This window comes from Chitinophagales bacterium (genome assembly GCA_019694975.1).
Taxonomy (GTDB): Bacteria; Bacteroidota; Bacteroidia; order Chitinophagales; family UBA10324; genus JACCZZ01.
Genome location: JAIBAY010000001.1, coordinates 766,690 through 786,405, shown reverse-complemented (window position 1 = coordinate 786,405; position 19,716 = coordinate 766,690). Strand labels below are relative to the sequence as shown.

15 protein-coding genes are annotated in these 19,716 nt (G+C 47.3%); 11 read left to right on the top strand and 4 right to left on the bottom strand.

All coding sequences use genetic code 11. The annotated features are described in order from the left end of the window. The first annotated feature begins 123 nt into the window (after positions 1-123). The 5 genes from purD (at position 124) to K1X61_03025 (ending at position 8,109) form a co-directional block, all read left to right on the top strand. Positions 124-1,398, top strand: a complete 1,275-nt coding sequence (gene purD, locus K1X61_03045) for a phosphoribosylamine--glycine ligase (GenBank protein ID MBX7107603.1) — start codon at positions 124-126, stop codon at positions 1,396-1,398. A gap of 408 nt (positions 1,399-1,806) precedes the next feature. After that, a complete protein-coding gene (locus tag K1X61_03040) occupies positions 1,807-4,713 on the top strand; it encodes a histidine kinase (protein ID MBX7107602.1) in 2,907 nt (968 codons plus the stop codon). Positions 4,714-4,813: 100 nt separating this feature from the next. Then, positions 4,814-6,844 carry a tetratricopeptide repeat protein gene (locus K1X61_03035; protein MBX7107601.1) on the top strand — a complete coding sequence of 677 codons (2,031 nt, stop codon included), beginning with the start codon at positions 4,814-4,816 and terminating at the stop codon, positions 6,842-6,844. 115 nt (positions 6,845-6,959) lie between these two features. Next, positions 6,960-7,526 (top strand): hypothetical protein, encoded by a 567-nt coding sequence (locus tag K1X61_03030; protein MBX7107600.1) that lies wholly within the window; start codon positions 6,960-6,962, stop codon positions 7,524-7,526. Next, complete coding sequence (locus K1X61_03025) at positions 7,432-8,109, top strand: SRPBCC family protein (GenBank protein ID MBX7107599.1); 678 nt, start codon at positions 7,432-7,434, stop codon at positions 8,107-8,109. Before K1X61_03030 ends, K1X61_03025 begins: the two co-directional genes overlap by 95 nt. A 109-nt stretch (positions 8,110-8,218) precedes the next feature. Here the strand turns inward: K1X61_03025 and K1X61_03020 are convergent, their stop codons facing one another. Genes K1X61_03020 through K1X61_03005 form a run of 4 tightly spaced genes read right to left on the bottom strand, consistent with a single transcriptional unit; the run spans position 8,219 to position 13,190 of the window. Then, positions 8,219-8,704 carry a hypothetical protein gene (locus K1X61_03020; protein MBX7107598.1) on the bottom strand — a complete coding sequence of 162 codons (486 nt, stop codon included), beginning with the start codon at positions 8,702-8,704 and terminating at the stop codon, positions 8,219-8,221. Then, positions 8,685-10,136 carry a Ni/Fe hydrogenase subunit alpha gene (locus tag K1X61_03015; GenBank protein MBX7107597.1) on the bottom strand — a complete coding sequence of 484 codons (1,452 nt, stop codon included), beginning with the start codon at positions 10,134-10,136 and terminating at the stop codon, positions 8,685-8,687. Before K1X61_03015 ends, K1X61_03020 begins: the two co-directional genes overlap by 20 nt. Before the next feature lie 12 nt (positions 10,137-10,148). After that, positions 10,149-11,420 carry a (2Fe-2S)-binding protein gene (locus K1X61_03010; GenBank protein MBX7107596.1) on the bottom strand — a complete coding sequence of 424 codons (1,272 nt, stop codon included), beginning with the start codon at positions 11,418-11,420 and terminating at the stop codon, positions 10,149-10,151. A gap of 6 nt (positions 11,421-11,426) precedes the next feature. Next, the gene (locus K1X61_03005) at positions 11,427-13,190 is read right to left on the bottom strand and encodes an NAD(P)H-dependent oxidoreductase subunit E (GenBank protein MBX7107595.1); all 1,764 of its coding nucleotides are present in this window, start codon (positions 13,188-13,190) and stop codon (positions 11,427-11,429) included. A 372-nt stretch (positions 13,191-13,562) separates the two neighbouring features. Here K1X61_03005 and K1X61_03000 point away from each other — a divergent pair, with 372 nt between their 5' ends. From K1X61_03000 to hypE, 6 genes are all read left to right on the top strand, one after another. Beyond that, entirely contained in the window at positions 13,563-13,766 is a 204-nt protein-coding gene (locus K1X61_03000; protein MBX7107594.1) for a hypothetical protein, read from the top strand. 101 nt (positions 13,767-13,867) lie between these two features. Further along, positions 13,868-14,683 (top strand): hydrogenase nickel incorporation protein HypB, encoded by an 816-nt coding sequence (gene hypB, locus K1X61_02995; GenBank protein ID MBX7107593.1) that lies wholly within the window; start codon positions 13,868-13,870, stop codon positions 14,681-14,683. An 8-nt stretch (positions 14,684-14,691) separates the two neighbouring features. Then, positions 14,692-17,010 carry a carbamoyltransferase HypF gene (gene hypF / locus K1X61_02990; GenBank protein ID MBX7107592.1) on the top strand — a complete coding sequence of 773 codons (2,319 nt, stop codon included), beginning with the start codon at positions 14,692-14,694 and terminating at the stop codon, positions 17,008-17,010. 19 nt (positions 17,011-17,029) lie between these two features. Next, positions 17,030-17,329, top strand: a complete 300-nt coding sequence (locus K1X61_02985; protein ID MBX7107591.1) for a HypC/HybG/HupF family hydrogenase formation chaperone — start codon at positions 17,030-17,032, stop codon at positions 17,327-17,329. Between the two features lie 13 nt (positions 17,330-17,342). Further along, positions 17,343-18,464 carry a hydrogenase formation protein HypD gene (gene hypD, locus K1X61_02980; protein MBX7107590.1) on the top strand — a complete coding sequence of 374 codons (1,122 nt, stop codon included), beginning with the start codon at positions 17,343-17,345 and terminating at the stop codon, positions 18,462-18,464. Continuing rightward, positions 18,454-19,491 (top strand): hydrogenase expression/formation protein HypE, encoded by a 1,038-nt coding sequence (gene hypE, locus K1X61_02975; protein MBX7107589.1) that lies wholly within the window; start codon positions 18,454-18,456, stop codon positions 19,489-19,491. The genes hypD and hypE overlap by 11 nt, the downstream gene beginning before the upstream one ends. Positions 19,492-19,716 lie beyond the last annotated feature (225 nt).

Sequence of the window (19,716 nt, the reverse complement as noted above, 5' to 3'; positions counted from 1 at the left end):
TTTTACGGAAGTTATTTTGCCGGGAAGCCTGTTACACATTTGTATTCTTAAGAAATGATTTGTTCCTATTTTCAACCCCGCAGAAAACACGATCTGCAAGACCATCTCACATAAAACTTTCGTATGAATATTCTTTTGCTCGGCAGTGGTGGCCGCGAGCATGCATTGGCGTATAAAATTTCGCAGAGTTCGCATTGTGATAAATTATTTATTGCACCGGGAAATCCGGGCACGGAAAAACATGGCGAAAATGTGCCAATCGCATCCACGGATTTTCCGGCCATTGAGCAGTTTGTGCTGGCCAATAAGGTGCAGATGATTGTGGTAGGCCCGGAAGAGCCATTGGTAAAAGGCATCAGCGATTATTTTGAATCAAGTCAGCTGGTCGGAAATATTCCTGTAATTGGTCCGGGTAGCGAAGGAGCACAACTGGAGGGCAGCAAGGATTTTTCCAAAGCGTTTATGTACCGTCACAACATCCCGACGGCAGGTTATGCAACCTTTACGGCCGCAAACATGAAGAATGCCGTAGCTTATCTGCAAAGTCATTCCACCCCAATAGTATTGAAGGCCGATGGACTGGCAGCTGGCAAAGGAGTAGTGATTTGTGCGACACGCGAAGCAGCAATATCGGAACTGGAGGAAATACTGCATGGTAAGTTTGGTGCCGCAGGCAATATGGTAGTGATTGAAGAATTCCTGGATGGCATAGAGATGAGTGTTTTCGTATTGACTGATGGAAAGCATTATAAACTGCTGCCAACGGCAAAGGATTATAAACGGATAGGAGAAGGCGATACCGGTCTTAACACCGGTGGCATGGGTGCCGTTTCGCCTGTACCATTTGCCGATGACCGGCTTATGAAAAAAATTGAAGAGCGGATCATTCAGCCGACGATTACCGGATTGCAAAAGGAAAAAATCATTTACAAGGGTTTCATCTATTTCGGGCTCATGATTGTGAACGATGAGCCCTGGGTGATCGAATACAATTGCCGGTTGGGAGACCCGGAAACCGAGGCCGTTATTCCACGATTGAAGAGTGATCTCGTTGAACTCTTCCTTGGCGTTGCCAATGAAAACCTGGATGAAAAGCACATCGAGATATTGCCTTATGCGGCGGCAACTGTTGTGCTGGCATCCGGCGGTTATCCGGAAGCATATGAAAAAGGCAAGCTGATTGAAAACCTTGGATTAACCACAGAAAGCCTCGTCTTTCACGCAGGTACCCGTAAACGCACAAATGGTGATATTGAATCAAACGGCGGTCGGGTGATAGCCGTAACAGCATTTGCAAGAAAGCTCACTGATGCTGTAAAGATTGCCAATCGCAATGCAGCCATCATATCATTTGAAGGAAAGTACTTCAGGAAGGACATTGGAAAAGATGTGATGTAAGGAAAATGTGCCGGTGCTTGCCGCTGCTGCAATTATTCAGCAGGTGATTTACCGCACTTAACAGGCTGAAAAATCATTTTGGCATCTATTTGTTGTTGCCTTATCATGAATATTTAAATTTTGCCTTTTACATGATGGTTTGTCTGTGCCGTTGTTTACGAAATAAGGTGATAACCGGATTGGTGCTGTAATTCACCTGCGACCGGTAATCATATCTTTGTCTGCCTTTATTATTAAAGGCAGGTTGATAATGGCAAGACCTGATTTTGAAAAAATCCGGGTTGAATTGTTTTGGTTACCTCTATTTTTCCAGGACGGAAAAGAGAATTGCGGGCGCTGTGCAACGATGGTGAAGTTCTGATGTGCTGCAATTCAACTGTGGATGAAATTTAGTTAATTTGAATTCGCTTGATCCGCTTTTATAACATTGTAATTATTTGCCTGCTGCTGCAAATGGTTTACTTGCCGGTCAGCGGGCAAACGCCTATATGGCGGCAATATGAACCTGGATCATCTTATCAGCCTGTCACCATCAACAGGATTACACAGGATCCATATGGCAGAATGTGGCTGGGCACCACAAAAGGGCTCTTCAGTTTCGACGGCGCCGATTTTAACTCTATTGCCTTCCGCGACAGTTCCTCTCAGAACATCACCGCCGTGTTCTGCGACAGTCAGTTTGTTTATATGGGATTTGAAGACGGCAAACTGATGCACCGGTCGCTGAAAGTATGGAACAAGGAATTTTCCATTGATGAATCCCTGCCGGCGTCTATCGTCAGCATACAGGTTGACCGGGCCGGCACTGTATGGATAGCCACCTATGGCAGCGGATTGTATATCAGGCAGAATGGCATTCTTCACCATGTAACCACCGCTGAAGGACTGCCGGACAATCAGATCTATACTATGATTTTATCAGCGGATGGAACGATATGGCTGGGCACTGATGGCGGCCTCACGAGGTGTACCTTATCGGATGGAAAGCCGCTGCTGATCAATTACAGTATTAAGGAAGGATTGCCGGAAGAGATTGTACGGTCACTTGCTGTAGATGAATTCAATAATGTATGGATAGGCACACAGGACCATGGCATCTCCGTATTTAAAATATCCCAGAATAAATTAGATATTCCTTCCTTCAGCCGCGACTGGGATAATGGCCCCGTAACTTCATTAGCTATTAAGGATCATAACCGGTTGCTGATTGGCACTATGGGAAGGGGATTGGTGAGTATTTCTTTGCATGACAGCTATCATCCGATTTTTTATAACCAGGAAACCGGTTACGATAATATTAAGGCAACTGACATTACGATCGACAGTGAAGGTAACTTCTGGGTCGTTTCACCCACGAGAGGCCTTGATCAGTTTCCTGCACTCTTTGAATGGGTTACACCGGAAAATATAGAATTGAAAAAGCCGGTGCAGGCAGTCTTTTACGACAGCGATGCTTCACTCTGGTATGCTACCATAGATGGTTTGTTCAGAACGCAGTTTGACTCAACCGGCAACAGCATTACTGAAAAAATCAAACTTACCGCCGGCGCGGCACAGCCGGTCATCACCTCAGTGTTTGAGGATTATCATCATCATCTATGGGTCGGCACTTTTGATGATGGCGTTTTTTTAAGACCAGCCGGCAAAAAAGCTTTTTTAAGGGTGATGCAACAGGATGGACTCGCAAACGATAATGTCTTATCCGTCAGCGGCGATATGATTAACGTGTGGATTGCCACACTGGGAGGCGTTACACGTTGCAATATTCAAATGGATATTGAAAGCAAAGGCGATCTCATACTGCAGAACTTCACGAGTGAAAGCGGTCTGCACAGCAACTACCTCTATCAGACCTATATTGATACAAAAGGAAGGGTTTGGTTTGCCACAGATGGCAATGGACTGATCGTATATGACAATGGAAATTTCAGGTCATTTGAAAAGGCAGACAATCTTGCCATTAATACAGTCTATTCCATTACAGAAGATCCATACGGTAATATCTGGTTCAGTACACCCACAAGCGGATTGTTCAGGTATAATGGCAAGTCCTTCACCAATTTCGGTTTAAAGTCGGGACTCAGCGATTTATCCATCACCGGCATTACGACAGATGCCAACGGCGATATTGTAGTGATAGAAAACGATGCCGTGGACATCGTGGAACATAAAGCCAGCCAGGTGAGGCGTTACCGGACAAGGCAAATATTTGAAAACATAGCTCCCAACCTAAATGCCTTCTGCCGTGATCAGTTTGGTAATATCTGGATAGCCACCAAAAAAGGAATACTGAAATACTATTCACCGGCACTCGATTATTCTCATGAGGCGCAGGTGGAAATCAGGCAAGTAATGGTGTACCTGGAACCTGTCAATATTAACCTCGTCAATAAGTTCAAACATAATCAGAATCACATCGCATTTGATTTCCAGGCATTCTGGAATTCTGATCCTTCACAGCTTCGATACCGGTACATGCTCAAAGGCCATGACCTCGACTGGGTGCGCACAAAAGATGAACGGGCCATCTATCCGGGATTGCCGCCGGGAACTTATACGTTTCAGATACAATCCACCATTCATCATAATTTCGATGATGCACCGACTGCCACCTACACCTTTACGATTGAAGCGCCCTTCTGGACCACCTGGTGGTTTATTACCGGTTGCGTTATCGCCGCAGCGTTCCTGGTCAATTTCCTGATTAAAGAACGTGACCGGCGCCGTGAGAAGGAAGAAAAATTAAAGCGCGAGCGAATCGAGTTTCAGTTCGAAAACCTGAAATCGCAGATCAATCCGCATTTTCTCTTCAACAGTTTCAACACACTTGCTACACTGGTGGAGGAAGATCAGGCCGTCGCCCTGTCGTATATTGATCACCTTTCCGATTTTTACCGCAGTTTGCTATCCTATAAAGACATTGACCTTATCACTATTGAAAAAGAACTTGAACTGACGGAGAACTATGTATTCCTGCTGAAGCAGCGCCATGGTGACCGCTTAATTGTGCAGATGAATATTCCTGAAAGCCTCCTGCAGAAAAAAATTCCGCCGCTTACGTTGCAGTTGCTGATCGAAAATGCAGTGAAGCACAATGTGGCATCCGAAGAACAGCCGCTGGAAGTGCAGGTTTATTCACTGGAAAATAAACGTATTTGCGTCCGCAATAAAATACAGACAAAAAAAGATGTCATCTCCACCGGTTTTGGATTACACAATATAAAGGCGCGTTGTGAACTGCTCGGTGGCAAGGATTTCCAGGTATCACAAACCAACGGATACTTCCAGGTTTGTGTGCCGGTGTTCAGCGAATGATTTCCCTTTTTACCAGAAGCTATCGGAAAATTTCCGGAGTCATCCTGAACTTGTTGCAGGATCTCTTCCATTCATTGACAGATGCCGAAATAAATTCGGCATGACATCATTGATTGACTATTTTGAGATAGCTTCTGCTTACTTTTCCGGTCTCGATTATTTTTGCTACATGAGTTCATCTAAGAAAAGCAGGAGTAAAAAATTTCCTGCACAACAAACTAACATTGCTGCAAAAAAAGATGCCCCTCCTGCGCGCAGCAACCGGGCCTTGCTGCCGGTGGCTTTGATATTGCTGCTGACGGTTATAGTATATGCGCCTTCTCTTAATAACAAATGGACGAATTGGGACGATGAAGGCTATGTGCTGAAGAATGAAATAGTAACAGGATTCGACATCAGCCGCATCATGACCGAACAGGTGATGGGTAACTATCACCCGGTAACGGTGCTCGTGCAAGCCATCGAGTATGCTTTTTTTCAGGATGATGCGCAGGGCTTTCATGTCATCAGCTTATTGCTGCATCTGTTGAATGCATTGCTATTGTTTTTTCTTGTACAGCGGCTTTCGAAAAATGACATTGCGGCATTCATCTGCTCACTGCTGTTCGCTATTCATCCTGCGCATGTGGAGTCGGTTGCATGGGTGAGTGCACAGAAAGACCTGCTGTATACCTGCTTCTATTTTGCCGCATTGCTCTGTTATATTGGTTATAAGAATGACAGGCGGAAGCGTCTTCTGTATGTACTCCTGTTGCTTTTCTTCCTGCTGTCGCTGCTGTCAAAGGCGCAGGCTGTCACCCTTCCGGTGATCATGCTGCTGGTGGATTGGTACCGGAAGGAGAAGTTCACCGGCAAGTTGTTGCTGGAAAAACTCCCGCTGTTTGTTTTGTCGCTGTTGTTTGGGGTGATGGCCATCTATGCGCAGCGGGCTTCCGACTCCATTCAGGATATCACATTATATACTTTTCCTGAAAGGCTGATGTTTTCCGCTTATGCCATCGTAAGCTACCTGTACAGATTAGTATGGCCGGTTTATCTTTCGGCATACTATCCGTACCCGGAAGAAAGCAACCATGCATTTCCGGCAATGGTGTATGCCGCACCCGTTATTGTGCTGCTGATCGCATTGCCGGTTGCCTGGTTCAGGAAACAAGCCGGCTGGCTTGTTTTTGGTTTGCTTTTTTTCCTGGTGAATATATTCCTCGTCTTGCAGTTGTTGCCGGTGGGTGGTGCGATTACTGCTGACCGTTACACGTACCTTTCCTTTACAGGATTGTTTTTTGCCATCGCCATGTTTACTTCCCTTACGTGGCAACAACAGCTTCGTCATACTGCTGTCATCAGGTGGCCGCTGATGATTTGTGTATCCGGTTGGATGCTTTTTCTTGCATATACCTGCAGCACTCGCACGGCTGTATGGTACAGCAGTGAACAGCTATGGACAGATGTGATAGCCAAATTTCCACGGGTGCCTATTGCATATAACGACCTGGGTTCTTATTACCAGAAAAAAAATCAGCTCGATCTTGCCAAGAAAAACTATGATCATGCGCTGCGACTTCAACCGGATTTTGCGCAGGCACTGGTGAACCGCTGCGACCTGTACCGGGTGCTCAACAAAATTGATTCGGCCATCATGGATGGTAATCGCGCAGTGAAACTTAAGCCGGGTGATGCTGATGCGCACATGAATCGTGGCATCGCTTTCAGCATTGCGGAGAAAAATGACAGCGCCTTCACCGATTTTATGATTGCCATCCGCCAAAATCCTGCTAATGCACGGGCATATAATAACCTCGGCAACCTGTACATGATTAAAGAGCAGCCTGATTCCGCCATCGTCAATTACAACCTCGCCCTGCGATATGACCCTGCTTTTTTTGATGTGCTGAACAATCGCGGGCTGGCTTACCTGAAGACTGGCAATTATCCTCAAGCCGTGGCAGATCTTTCGGCGGCCATCGCCAACAACCCCAATGTGCCCAATAACTATTACTTCAGGATGCAGGCGCTGGAAAAGCTGCAACGGTATAAGGAAGCGACTGCCGATGCACAGCAGGTGTTGAAGCTGGGTATTCAGTTGCCGGAAGGTTACCTGCAACAACTGATTGCCGCAAGCGAAGGGCAGTGAAAGCTGAAGCTGCGATAACAAACTAAGTTTGCGTAAAGGACAGCGACACGGATCGCACGCAGATTTTTGCAATTCAATAATTCATTCTAATTTTTCAGTCAGAAAACAGGAGTTTATGAAGACTTACACATTGCTTGCCGCTCTATTGATGCTTTCCGTTGCGGTATCAGGTGGTGATCATCCATCCGGCAACAGTACTCTAGCCGCCACTGATTTTCCTTCTGTTACCATTGGTAACCAGGTTTGGATGGCAAAAAACTGGGACTACAAAACTCCCAAGAGCTGGTATTTTGAAAACGACTCCATTAATAACCTGAAGTATGGCCGGCTCTACTATTTCAGCAATGCGCTGGCAGCAGCCCCTCCGGGCTGGCACCTTCCAACGCTGGATGAATGGCAGGAGCTGATCAATTATTTTGGCGGCGACGATAAAGCACTGCCCGCTTTGCTGGAAGGCGGCGCTTCCGGACTGAACCTGCTGATGGGTGGTAATAAGAGTGCAAATATCAGCCCGACCGACATTTACAATTTCAAAGATACCTGGGGATTCTACTGGAGCTCCACCACCGACGGTGAACAGACTGCATATGGAATTCATTTTGAGAAAGGAAATCCTTCCATTGTCAAAACCACCTATCGCAGGGCGAATGGTTTTTCTGTCAGGTATATCAAGGATAAATAACATTTGCCATCACCCGTCATGGGTCTATCAGTATGAAGAAATACAAGCTGCATGGTGTGCTGAATGCCGCAGTGCCAATATGATGATTAGTGTAACTGTTAACGCCATTTATGAATGCTCATTGGAAAGGGCCTTTAAAACACCTATGCTGTGTGATGTTTCCAAAGTGCATACAGGTTTTGGTATCATGCCTAAGGTAACGCATACATCAGGCGATGCGAATTGGGGAAAGCCGGGAAGCAGCAAAAAAGTTTACGCTGCAAAATCACTGACACAAAAAGGCGGATTCGTTTCAGTGGATACGATTTTGGAGAGACATGAAAATCAATATTGGAAATTCCGGGTGGATGACTTTCAATCTTGGATGTTAGGTTTTAATAAGTTTGTTGGTGAGTGGAAAACAACACCGCTGGCAGCGGATAAAACAGCGATTACATATACGTATCAATTATATGCCGCTACTCCGTGGCTCTACCCGTTGAACTGGCTGTTTACAAAGTTTTTTTGGAAGGCTTACATGAGACAGGTGCTGGAAAATGTAAGAAAGCTGACATATAGCAAAGCGCCTTATCTGTATCCATAAGAATGCTTTCAGTATCACAGCATGTATCCGGAACTGCGTCGCATACTTAAAGCCTGAAAAAAATTATTCAATGCCCGGTTATGAAGATGGAGCAGGTTGCGTTTTTACATTATGTCCTGATGAAAGATACCGGACAGTCATCAGCCGGCAACAGGTGCTTTTCGAAATAAGTGTAGGCTGCCTGTAAATGATGTTTCACAACCGGCCCGGCCTCTGTTCCCAGCGACCAGTTATCACCTTCCAGTGCGATGGTATATGCAACAGGATTTCTGTCGTACAACATCCGGGCGAGATAAAGAATGGTTTCCGGTGACTGCAGGTGAGAAGAATAATAAAAATGGCCCGCTGCTTTGATGCGTTTGATTTCAAATCCATCGGGCAATGCAATATGCGATGCATCGGCAAAGAATACCCTGTCGTACCGGCTCACCAGTTCAGCATCTTCAATCTGCAGCTGATAACGGTATTCGCAATGCAGGTTGGGCAGGTGAGCAGCCATGTCGGCAAACAACCAACCTGCGCCATCATCGCTGCGGCCGCTGTTACCAATGCCGATTAACAACGCCGCCGGTTTATCAGTTTTTATGTTTTTCATCAATGAGTTCTCCGAGATGATTATAAACTTCTGCATGCAGCGGCATTTTACCCATTGCCTGTGTCGCGCAACTGAGGCATGGATCATAGGCCCTGATCGCTACTTCCACCTGGTTGAGCATGCCGTCTGTAATGGTGCCGCTGCGGCTGATCACATTATTGGCCACCCATTTTACGGCAGTGTTCATCGCATCATTATTGTGGGTGGTGGAAACAATCAGGTTGCAACGTGTAATCATGCCTTTTTCATCCACTTCATAATGATGTGTAAGCGTTCCGCGCGGTGCTTCAATAATGCCAATGCCTTTTAAACGTGGTGTACCTTTTCGAATAAGGTCGTTACCCATGAGAGCAGGGTCATGCAGCAAATCCCTGATCACTTCAGCGCAATGAAGCACTTCAATCAGCCGGGCCCAGTGAGAATACATCGTGCTGTTGTTAACTTTTTTGCCGGTAAAAGCGATAAATGCCTGCCGTTCTTTTTCAGCCAGCGGCGTGGTAATGAAATCACAGATATTCATGCGCGCCAGCGGCCCGACGCGGTTCCATCCTTTATCTCTACCTACTTCTTTCAGGTATGGAAATTTCATATAGGACCATTGCGCCACAGCTTCAGAAAAATATTCCTGGTACAAGTCGGTGGAGATATCGTTGAGCGTGATGTTGCCGTCACTGTCGATGGCGCGGAGCCTGCCATCATATAAATCAAGCCCGCCTTCCTGATTCACCATGCCGAGATGGCCGGAGGGGAAAGCCGCGAACTCATCGAGGAATTTGCGGTTTTTCGCATGGTAATCCTTCATGAAATTGACGATGGCCAATGACCATTCAATCATCGTATCAATATTCTCAATCTGCTTCCCACTCAGGAAGTAGTCCCGTTCTTCTTCGGTAAGTGTTTTGTGAACACCGCCGGGCACCGCCAGGATGCCATGTATTTTTTTTCCTGCCACGGCTTTGATAATCTCCTGCCCGAATTTGCGCATGGTAATGCCCTTGATGGCCAACTCCCTGTTCTCCACGGCAACAGCCACCACATTTCTTTTTTCGGCAGGTGCATCCATTCCGAAGAGCAGGTCCGGTGATGCGAGATAAAAGAAATGCAAGGCATGCGATTGAAACACCTGCCCGAAATGCATCAGCCGGCGAAGCAGGATGGCCGTTGGTGAAAGGTCTTTGGGGTCGATGCCAACCAACTGATCCACAGCTTTAGCCGCAGCTAGGTGATGGCTGACCGGGCAGATGCCACAGAGCCGTTGCACCAGTACCGGTGCCTCCCAGTAAGGATGTCCCTGTATGAATCTTTCAAATCCCCTGAACTCAACTATATGAAAGAAGGAGTCTTTCACTTGTCCGTATTCATCGAGGTGAATGGTGACCCTTCCATGGCCTTCCACCCTTGTAACCGGATCAATCATTATTTTTCTGTTCATGTCAGTGGTGCATTAGTCGTATTTAAATTCTGAATACAGGATGGAATATTCTTCACCCCACAACAGGTTCTTCACGGCTTTCCAGATATGATTGGCATCAGGCGGACAGCCGGGAATGTAATAGTCGATTTTTACGATCTCGTTGCAGGCATACACCCTGTCGAGAATTTTCGGCAAATCTTCATGATAGGGAACAATGGTATTGCCCGGCTCGCTGGTGACAGAATTCAGGTACGCTTCTTCCAGGCATTCACTCAATGGAATGGCATTCCGCATGGTTGGTAATCCGCCCCACACGGCACATTCACCCAATGCTACGAGGATGTCGCAGTTTTCCCTGAAGTAGCGGAGTGTTTCAACATTTTCTGAGTTGCAGCATCCGCCTTCAATCAACCCTATATGACAGCGGTTATTGAACTTCTTGATATCGGTGAGCGGCGACTTGGTAAATGAGACCAGCTCAACCACGTCGAGCAGCTCCGTATCAATATCAAGTAACGACATGTGGCATCCGAAGCAACCGGCTAATGAAACCGTGGCAACTATCTTTTTTTCCATCGGCACTGTGCGCTTCTTGTGTGCGGTTTTTTTGTTGTAGTCTTTTTGTGACGACTGCAAATCAAATTTGCGTTCGCCGAATGGCTCCGACTGATTGACGCCCCTGATAATAATGGCTCCGGTAGGGCAGATCTTCATTGCATTGATGGCTTCTTCTTCCGTGAGCCGCGCTTCCTGCTCATAGTCTATGCCGACAAATGTTTCATTGCCCCTGTTCTGATACGTGAACACCCGTTTGCCATCGCTGGTAAGCACGTCCACTACGCAGCGCATGCACTTGATGCAGCGGTTGTGCTCCATCACCATCCTGCTGGGATTAAAATCGATAATGCGGTCTTTGAACAGATGTTGAAAACGGGTTGAAGAAACACCGAGTTCGTAACCCATATGCTGGAGGTCGCACTTACCACTCTTCTCGCAGGCCGGGCAGATGTGATTGCCTTCGGCAAACATCATTTCCACGAGCGCTTTGCGTGTATCTGTCAGTTCCGGCGTGTTCACTTCCACCGTAAGTCCTTCCGTTACTTTCTCCGTGCAGGCCGGCCCAAACTTGCCATTGATCTTACACGAACAAACCCTGCAGCTTCCGAGCGGTGGTTCAATATGCTCATAGTAACATAGCGATGGTATGAAGATTCCGTTTTCCCTGGCTGCAATCATCAGGTTTTTTCCTTCTTCCACCTGTAAGGCTTTGCCATCTATTGTGATGTTGATCATCTTTGACATAACCACTTAAATTTTATATCTCTCGTATTCTTCCGTAGCGGCCTCCATATCAAACTTCAGGCTGAGGCCATTAAAATCTTTGTCCAGCTTGCTTTTGAAATAGTCATGGAATTTATCCATTGCATAGATCAGGCTGTTGGTCGCCGTCTTGCCTAATCCGCACCGGCTTGTGTTTTTCATGATGGTTCCCCAGCTTCTCAACTGTTCCAGATCAACTTCTGTAGCCAAACCGTTATCCAGCCGTTCAAGCTTGCGCTGAATAATGAAGTTGCCGGCGCGGCAAGGCGTGCAGATGCCACATGATTCGGATTTGAAAAATTCAGCATAATTCAGCAGCACCTTCACCAGGTCGCGCTGCCGGTTAAATACCATGAAAGAGCCTCCGCACCGCACATCTTTGCGTGCCATCAGGTCGAGCATGGAAATACGCCGGTACTTTTCTTTCACCGAAATGCATTCGCCCGACGGGCCGCTGATCTGAATGTAATAGGGATCATCCGCTTCACAGAGTTCGAGTAACTCGGCCACCGTCATGCCCCATTCAATCTCATAGATGCCCGGTAACCGGCAATCGCCTGAAACACTGATGAGCTTTGTGCCGGGCGAGCCGGGAATGCCAAGCTGAACATAAGCATCAGCCGTCATCTCCACGATGCGCGCTGCTGCACAAAACGTCTCCACGTTATTGATGACGGTAGGTTGTTGCAGGTAGCCCTTTTCCACCGGGAAAAACCACTTCGTACGCGGCTCGCCACGTTTGCCTTCAAGCGATTCCAGCAGCGCTGTCTCTTCACCGCATACATAAGAACCCGCACCTGACTGAATCCTGATATCAAAATGAAAACCATGAATGCCACCGCAGTCGTCACCAAGCAAGCCGGCGGCTTTGTATTCATTGATGGCATCATCGAGCCTGCTTTTCAGCCACGTGTATTCGCCACGCAGGTAAATGATGCCATAGCCTGCTCCAATGGTGTAACCGCAGATGATCATGCCTTCTATCAAAGATTTTGCCTGGCTGTTGATTAATACACGATCCTTAAAAGTACCGGGCTCTCCTTCATCGGCATTGCAGATCACGACTTTCGGCTGTGCAGGTTGCAGCATGGCGGCATTCCATTTCTTCCACGTCGGATAGTTTGCTCCGCCGCGGCCCGCCAGTTCCGCTTTTTTCAATTCATCCAAAACACCCTGAGCGCCCAGTGTTTTTGCTCTCGACAGTGCTGCGCCTTCTTTGAATGCACTAAAGAAAACGCTCTTGCCGTCGGATGGTGTATAGCGGATATGATCGGCAGGCGCATCACAGATGGCCTCCGGCCTGATACCGTTTTTCAGTGCCGCAATCGTATCCTTCACCTTTATGGCATTCAGGTTGGTGAAAGGATAGAAGTTAATTAAAGCGGAAGGTTCCTGATCGCTCAAGCCAATGCAAGGTGTAAGAAACAACCCAAATGTTCCGGTACGATCCACCGATCCGAAGGTGGTACCGGTCTCCCTTTCAAAGGTTTCTTTAATTCGGCTGAATCCCTTTAAATCCGCAACTATACTGTTATTAAGATAGATCGTGAATTTGCCGGCCGGCTTGCGGTGGAAAAAATGATAAAAGGAAACTACTCCCTCCACTTCAATAGCTGACAGATTAAACTTCTCCGAGAGCTGCCTGATATCGTCATCGTTAATAAATCCATTCTTGCGCTGCAACTCCCACAAATGATTCAGCATTTGCGTTTGAGCAGGTTCGTCGGGTTTCAAAAATTTTTCTTCAGACATGACTACTGAATAATTATGTTAAAAAGAAAGGCTAAACTCTTTTTTTAATACGTTATGCCATATGATTAATATCATGATCGGTACTGATTTTAGGCAGTCATCAATGAAAGCAGCAGTTGTTCCCCGGGTGCTAATTGGAAGCTAACTCAAAACAGGTAATCGGTGCGGTCATGCCGAATTTCTTTAGGCATGACTCCAGGCATTTTGTGATAGCTTCTTGATACATCCTGCTGGTACAGGCTCTCATCACAAGTGATGGCATTGAACAGTCAACCATAACGAAATGACATTAATCATGAGGACATATGATTTTTGTTAAGGGTGCATAACTTGCTTTTTATCGTAATATTGGAAAGAAAAAAACAGTACAACATGAAAAAATTAATGAGCCTGAGTTTGCTGGCAGGGTTACTGCCGTCTATTGCTTTAGGGCATGAAGGCCACGGCCATACCGACGGCAACACTATCACGCATTACTTTGTGGAACCGCAACATCTTGTCTTTGTATTAGGCCTTGCGGCAGTAGTAATTGCCGGAACAATTTTTTTCAGGAAGAAGGACAAGCCGGCAGAATAGCTGATGACAGCAGCATGAGCGTATCATATTCCGCAATGATGGTCAGCTGCCAGGGGTGAATGGCTTGCATAATCTTATCATGATGTTAAAAGTTAAATACTATGTGTGCAACTTGTGGTTGTGAAAGTAATGGAAGTGTTTCCCTCCATATGCCGGGCAGTATTCCGCGGCAGGGGCAATTGCACCTCGACCGTTCTCCGGCTGCTTCTTCAGCGGAACCGCTGCAGCAGGATCCGCAAAAGCATAGCCAGCATAAGACGCTCATTTCCGTAGAGCAGGATATACTGCAGCAGAATAACCTGCTTGCGGAAAGAAACCGCGGCTACCTGGAAGCAAAAAACATTTTTGCCATCAACCTGGTGAGTTCTCCCGGTTCCGGCAAGACCACCTTGCTGGAGAAAACACTCAGGGACCTTAAATCAGGCTATGAATTTTTTGTGATTGAAGGCGATCAGCAGACAAGCCTTGATGCCGACCGCATTTATGCGACCGGAACAAAAGTGATGCAGATCAATACAGGAAAGGGTTGCCATCTCGATGCCAATATGGTTCAACAGGCAATTCATCGTATGAAGCTGAATGAAAATGCGGTGCTTTTTATTGAGAATGTGGGCAACCTTGTTTGCCCTGCTATGTTTGATCTGGGTGAAAAAGAAAGAGTGGTGATTATGAGTGTAACGGAAGGGGAAGACAAGCCGTTGAAATATCCTGAGATGTTTCACACTTCCACACTCTGCATCATCAATAAGACGGATCTGCTCCCTTATGTTCCGTTTAACATGAAAAAGGCAAAGCAATATGCGAAAAGCATCAATCATCAACTTGATATCATAGAGCTCAGTTGCCTTACCGGAAATGGTATGCAGGATTGGTACCATTGGCTGCAATCGAAAGTGAAGGTGCACGAACCCGCCTGAAGCATGTCATGAAAACATATCACATTCATATCGGAGGGCTGGTGCAGGGTGTTGGCTTTCGGCCGCATGTATACCGGCTGGCCATGCAGCATGGATTGAATGGCTGGGTTAGTAATGCAAAGGACGGCGTGCATATCGAATGCAATGCATCGGAAGAAAGTGCACAGCAATTTTATGCCGGCATCCTTGCCGCAGCTCCGGTGAATGCGGTTATTACAAGCCATACCATAAAGGAAATAAAGCCGCATGTCTTTGTTTCGTTTACCATCCGCGAGGGCGAAGTAAATGCCGGCACCGATTTGCTGCTTACACCTGATTTTGGTATGTGCGAGTCCTGCAGAAATGAAGTGCTCGACAGCAGCAACAGGCGTTATCATTATCCATTCACCACCTGCCTGCAATGCGGGCCAAGGTATTCCATCATCAGGGAATTGCCGTATGAAAGAAGCAATACCTCAATGGCTGCTTTGAAGATGTGCCCTGTGTGCAACAAGGAATATTTTGATGTCGGCGATGACCGGTACTACAGTCAGACCAACTCTTGCCCGGCCTGCGCTATTCCGATGCACTTATACGATGCAGCAGGTGTATTGCTAAGCAGTCATACGGATGAGTTGCTTCACCAATTAAACACTGTACTGCTGCAAGGTGCTGTAGCTGCCGTTAAAGGAATAGGCGGCTACCTGCTGCTTTGTGATGCCGGCAATGCAGCGGCAGTGCAGCAGTTGCGTCAGAGAAAACACCGGCCAGCGAAACCTTTCGCCCTGTTATACGCTGACATTAACTTCGCAAAAGAAGATGTGATTATTTCCCGACATGAGGAAGCCGTTTTGAAAAGCAAAGCCTCACCCATTGTTCTCTGCCGGTTGCGGGATGATAAAGCAATAAATATCTGTGCTGCCGGCATCGCGCCCGGGCTCGGCAGCATTGGGTTGATGCTTCCGTGTTCACCGTTATTGTTGCTTGTTGCCGGCACATTTGGAAAACCACTCGTGGCTACGAGTGCCAATATCAGCGGATCACCGATCATTTCAGATGATCAGGAAGCACTGGAGCTGTTACACGGCATCGCAGACTATGTAGTAACCTACGATCGCGATATTGTAATGCCGCAGGATGACAGTGTGCTGCAGGTTACTGCCACGGGCCGGCAAATAATTTTGAGACGGAGCAGGGGACTTTCGCCGGGTTACTTTCCCAATCCGCTTGCTGACACACCGGAGTGCCTGCTTGCCATGGGCGCGGAGCTCAAAAGCGCATTTGCCATTCAACATAAGCAGCAGCTGTTTATCAGTCAGTTCCTCGGCAACCAGGAAAATGCAGCATCACAGTTTGCCTATGACAAAACGTTGCATCATCTTTTGCAGCTGTTGCAAATGAAGCCCGATATGATCCTTGTTGATAAGCATCCCGGCTATTTTGTATCGGAGCATGGAAAGGAAATAGCTGCACAACAGGGAATTCCTTACATCAGCATTCAGCATCACAAGGCGCATTTTGCCGCTGTGCTGGCTGAGAATAACCTGCTCTGCAGCAGGGACCCGGTGCTTGGTGTTATCTGGGACGGCACAGGTTATGGCGATGATCAACAGGTTTGGGGTGGTGAATTTTTTCTGCTGGAAAACGCTGTTCAACAGCGTGTGGCGCAACTGGAATATTTTCCTCAGCTCCTCGGCGATAAGATGAGCAGGGAGCCGCGCCTGTCTGCTTTATCCATGCTGAAATTTTTACCGGAAAGAATGAAGATCATGCAGTCCCGCTTCTCTGTGCAGGAATGGAAATATTATTTACAACTGATCAGTCAGCCTGCTGATCTGCTCACGAGCAGCATGGGAAGATTTTTAGACGGCATCGCTTCCATGGCAGGCATCTGTGATATCAACTCGTATGAAGGTGAAGCAGCCATGAAGCTGGAAGCACTGGCGCGAAAGTGTAATCGCCCCTGGAAGGATTACTATCCTGTTCCGCTGAAAAATAACAGGCTTGATTTTTCCGTGCTCCTGCAGGAGCTGACCGATGATTTGGCACAGGATAAAGCCAGGGATGAAATAGCGCAAAAAGTTTTTTATTCACTGGCACATGCCATAAGGCGCGTAAGTGAACATTTCAATACCCGTAAGATTACATTCAGCGGCGGTGTTTTTCAAAATGCACTGCTGGCAGATATGATTACTGATTTAATGGGCGGCAATAACGAATTGTACTGGCACCGGCAACTGAGTCCGAATGATGAATGCATTGCATTCGGTCAGCTGGCCTGTTATCAGCTCCTGCGGCAACAGCAGCAGGAGGAGAAGCTGCAAAACGTATCCGTTCTGATTAACTGAAAATAAAAAATCGAGTACAATGTGTTTAGCAATTCCCGGTAAAATAATTTCCGTCAGCGAAGCCGGTGACGCCGCATTCCGAACCGCCAAAGTGTCTTTCGGCGGCATCAGCAGAGAAGTGAACCTGTGCCTTATTACGGATGCAAAGATTGATGATTATGTGCTCGTGCATGCCGGTGTTGCCATCAGCAAGGTGGATGAGGAAGAGGCGAAAGTAACGTTTGAATACCTGAAGCTCATCGGGGAAGCAGATGTACCCGGACAGCAAAGAGAAGAAAGACAAAGTGCCGGAAACAACGATAGCAAGGGAATATCCTAAACAGGATGCGAACATGAAATACTTATCAGAATACAGGAATCCTGAACTGGCCAGGCGTTACCTTGAAGAGTTGCATCGTGTAACAACCCGTCCGTGGACGATCATGGAAATCTGCGGCGGGCAAACGCACAGCCTTGTCAGAAACGGTATCATCGAACTGTTGCCCCCGCAGATTACCATGGTGCATGGTCCGGGCTGCCCGGTATGTGTAACCAGCATACAGGTGATTGATGAAGCGATTTATCTGGCGATGCAGGAAAATCTGATACTGTGTTCATTCGGTGATATGCTCCGCGTTCCTGGTTCCACCATCAGCCTGCTCGATGCCAAAGCAAGGGGCGCTGATATCAGGATATTGTATTCACCGCTGGAAGCAGTGCAGATCGCCATACAAAATCCGCAAAAAGAGGTTGTATTCTTCGCCGTAGGCTTTGAAACAACTGCACCGGCAAATGCATTGAGTGTGATTCAGGCAGAGAAGATGCAGGTACAGAATTACAGCATCCTCGCCTCACATGTGCTTGTGCCTCCTGCCATGGAGGCTTTACTGAGCGATGCGGAAAACAAAATCGACGGGTTTCTCGCCGCAGGTCATGTCTGTACCATCATGGGTATGGATGAATATTATCCGGTAGCCGAAAAATATAAAGTGCCCATTGTGGTAACAGGGTTTGAACCGCTCGACTTATTGCAGGGAATCCTCATGACGGTGATGCAACTGGAGCGTGGCGAATACAAAGTGGAAAATCAGTATGCACGCGCCGTGCAGCAAGCAGGCAACACAATGGCGAAAGCATCCATGGAAGAAGTGTTTGCCGTAACCGACCGCGTATGGCGTGGAATCGGGCCGATTCCGCAAAGCGGGCTGGAGGTGAATAACCGGTATAAGAAATACAATGCGAGACTACGTTTCCGTTTGCATATTCCACCGGCAGCAGAGAACAAAGACTGTATCAGCGGTGATATCATGAAAGGGCTGAAGAAGCCTGTACAATGTCCTAACTTCGGCAGCCGCTGCACACCTGAACATCCGCTGGGCGCACCGATGGTAAGCAGTGAAGGTTCCTGTGCGGCCTATTATCATTATACATCCGGTATTGCAAATGTGAAAAATACCATAGCAGATGAAGTTTGAATGCCCGATGCCATCCTTTGATTTTGATACCATCACCATGGGTCATGGCAGTGGCGGCCTGCTGACGCACCGGTTATTACAAAGCGGTGTGTTCAACCTTTTTAAAAATGATTTGCTCAGCCAGCAACATGATGGTGCTTCTTTTTCACTAAATGGCAAGGTTGCATTCAGTACCGACAGCTATGTTGTTACACCGGTTTTTTTTCCGGGCGGAAATATCGGCGACCTCGCCGTGAATGGAACCGTGAATGACCTTGCCATGTGCGGCGCCGAGGCGAAGTATCTGTCACTGGCATTTATCCTCGAAGAAGGGTTGCCAATGACGGAATTCTGGCAGGTGCTGGTGAGCATCCGTGATGCAGCTGCAGCAGCCGGTGTCATGATCATAACCGGCGACACTAAGGTGGTAGAGAAAGGAAAGGGAGATAAGATCTTCATCAATTCATCAGGAATCGGCATCATTCATCCGCAGGCGGCCATTCATCACAGCAATATTGCTGCAGGTGATCAGATCATCATCAGCGGCCGGCTTGCAAATCATGGCATTGCCATCATGAGTTTGCGCAATGGGTTGGAATTTGAAACTACCGTGAAAAGCGACACCGCTGCGCTTCATCGTACGGTGATGAAGCTCCTGCACCGTTTTGGCCGCTCCATAAAATTTCTGCGCGATCCGACGAGGGGAGGCCTTGCCAGTGTATTGAATGAAATTGCCGGGTTGAATCAACTGACGTATGAGCTCCATGAAACGGCGCTTCCGGTAGATGCGCAGGTGGCGGGCGCCTGTGAAATGCTCGGCCTCGATCCGTTGTATATTGCCAATGAAGGAATATTTGTGGCTGTGGTGGCGAAAGATATAGCGGAAAGTTTTGTTGATGAATTGAGAGCAGATGAGAACGGATTGCATGCCGCTGTCATCGGCGAAGTAACCACAACGCAACCGGGAAAAGTTATACTCAGGAGTGCCATTGGCGGGAAACGCATGGTGAGCTACCTGCAGGGTGAGCAACTACCGCGTATCTGCTGATGTAAATAAGAAGGCACGCAATAGCAGCATGGTGCACGGCTATTCCTGCACATGGTATGCAGTACTCTTCAGGTGAAATTTTCCGTATACAAAATTACCGTCCGGATAATGCCATACTGCTTCACCATAGGACATGATGTTAACGCCGCCGTTCATTTTATAATCACGCAGCGGCGTTGACCGTTTCGGGGCTTGACGAAGGTGGCGAATACGAAGCACAAAACT

Excerpts from the sequence above, each read along its gene's own strand:
- hypE (MBX7107589.1), top strand. The coding sequence starts at position 18,454 with ATGAAGTTTGAATGCCCGATGCCATCCTTTGATTTTGATACCATCACC.
- K1X61_03015 (MBX7107597.1), bottom strand. The coding sequence starts at position 10,136 with ATGAACAGAAAAATAATGATTGATCCGGTTACAAGGGTGGAAGGCCAT.
- purD (MBX7107603.1), top strand. The coding sequence starts at position 124 with ATGAATATTCTTTTGCTCGGCAGTGGTGGCCGCGAGCATGCATTGGCG.
- K1X61_03025 (MBX7107599.1), top strand. The coding sequence starts at position 7,432 with ATGGAATTCATTTTGAGAAAGGAAATCCTTCCATTGTCAAAACCACCT.
- K1X61_03035 (MBX7107601.1), top strand. The coding sequence starts at position 4,814 with ATGACATCATTGATTGACTATTTTGAGATAGCTTCTGCTTACTTTTCC.
- K1X61_03010 (MBX7107596.1), bottom strand. The coding sequence starts at position 11,420 with ATGTCAAAGATGATCAACATCACAATAGATGGCAAAGCCTTACAGGTG.
- hypB (MBX7107593.1), top strand. The coding sequence starts at position 13,868 with ATGTGTGCAACTTGTGGTTGTGAAAGTAATGGAAGTGTTTCCCTCCAT.
- hypD (MBX7107590.1), top strand. The coding sequence starts at position 17,343 with ATGAAATACTTATCAGAATACAGGAATCCTGAACTGGCCAGGCGTTAC.
- K1X61_03030 (MBX7107600.1), top strand. The coding sequence starts at position 6,960 with ATGAAGACTTACACATTGCTTGCCGCTCTATTGATGCTTTCCGTTGCG.
- hypF (MBX7107592.1), top strand. The coding sequence starts at position 14,692 with ATGAAAACATATCACATTCATATCGGAGGGCTGGTGCAGGGTGTTGGC.
- K1X61_03020 (MBX7107598.1), bottom strand. The coding sequence starts at position 8,704 with ATGAAAAACATAAAAACTGATAAACCGGCGGCGTTGTTAATCGGCATT.
- K1X61_03000 (MBX7107594.1), top strand. The coding sequence starts at position 13,563 with ATGAAAAAATTAATGAGCCTGAGTTTGCTGGCAGGGTTACTGCCGTCT.
- K1X61_02985 (MBX7107591.1), top strand. The coding sequence starts at position 17,030 with ATGTGTTTAGCAATTCCCGGTAAAATAATTTCCGTCAGCGAAGCCGGT.
- K1X61_03005 (MBX7107595.1), bottom strand. The coding sequence starts at position 13,190 with ATGTCTGAAGAAAAATTTTTGAAACCCGACGAACCTGCTCAAACGCAA.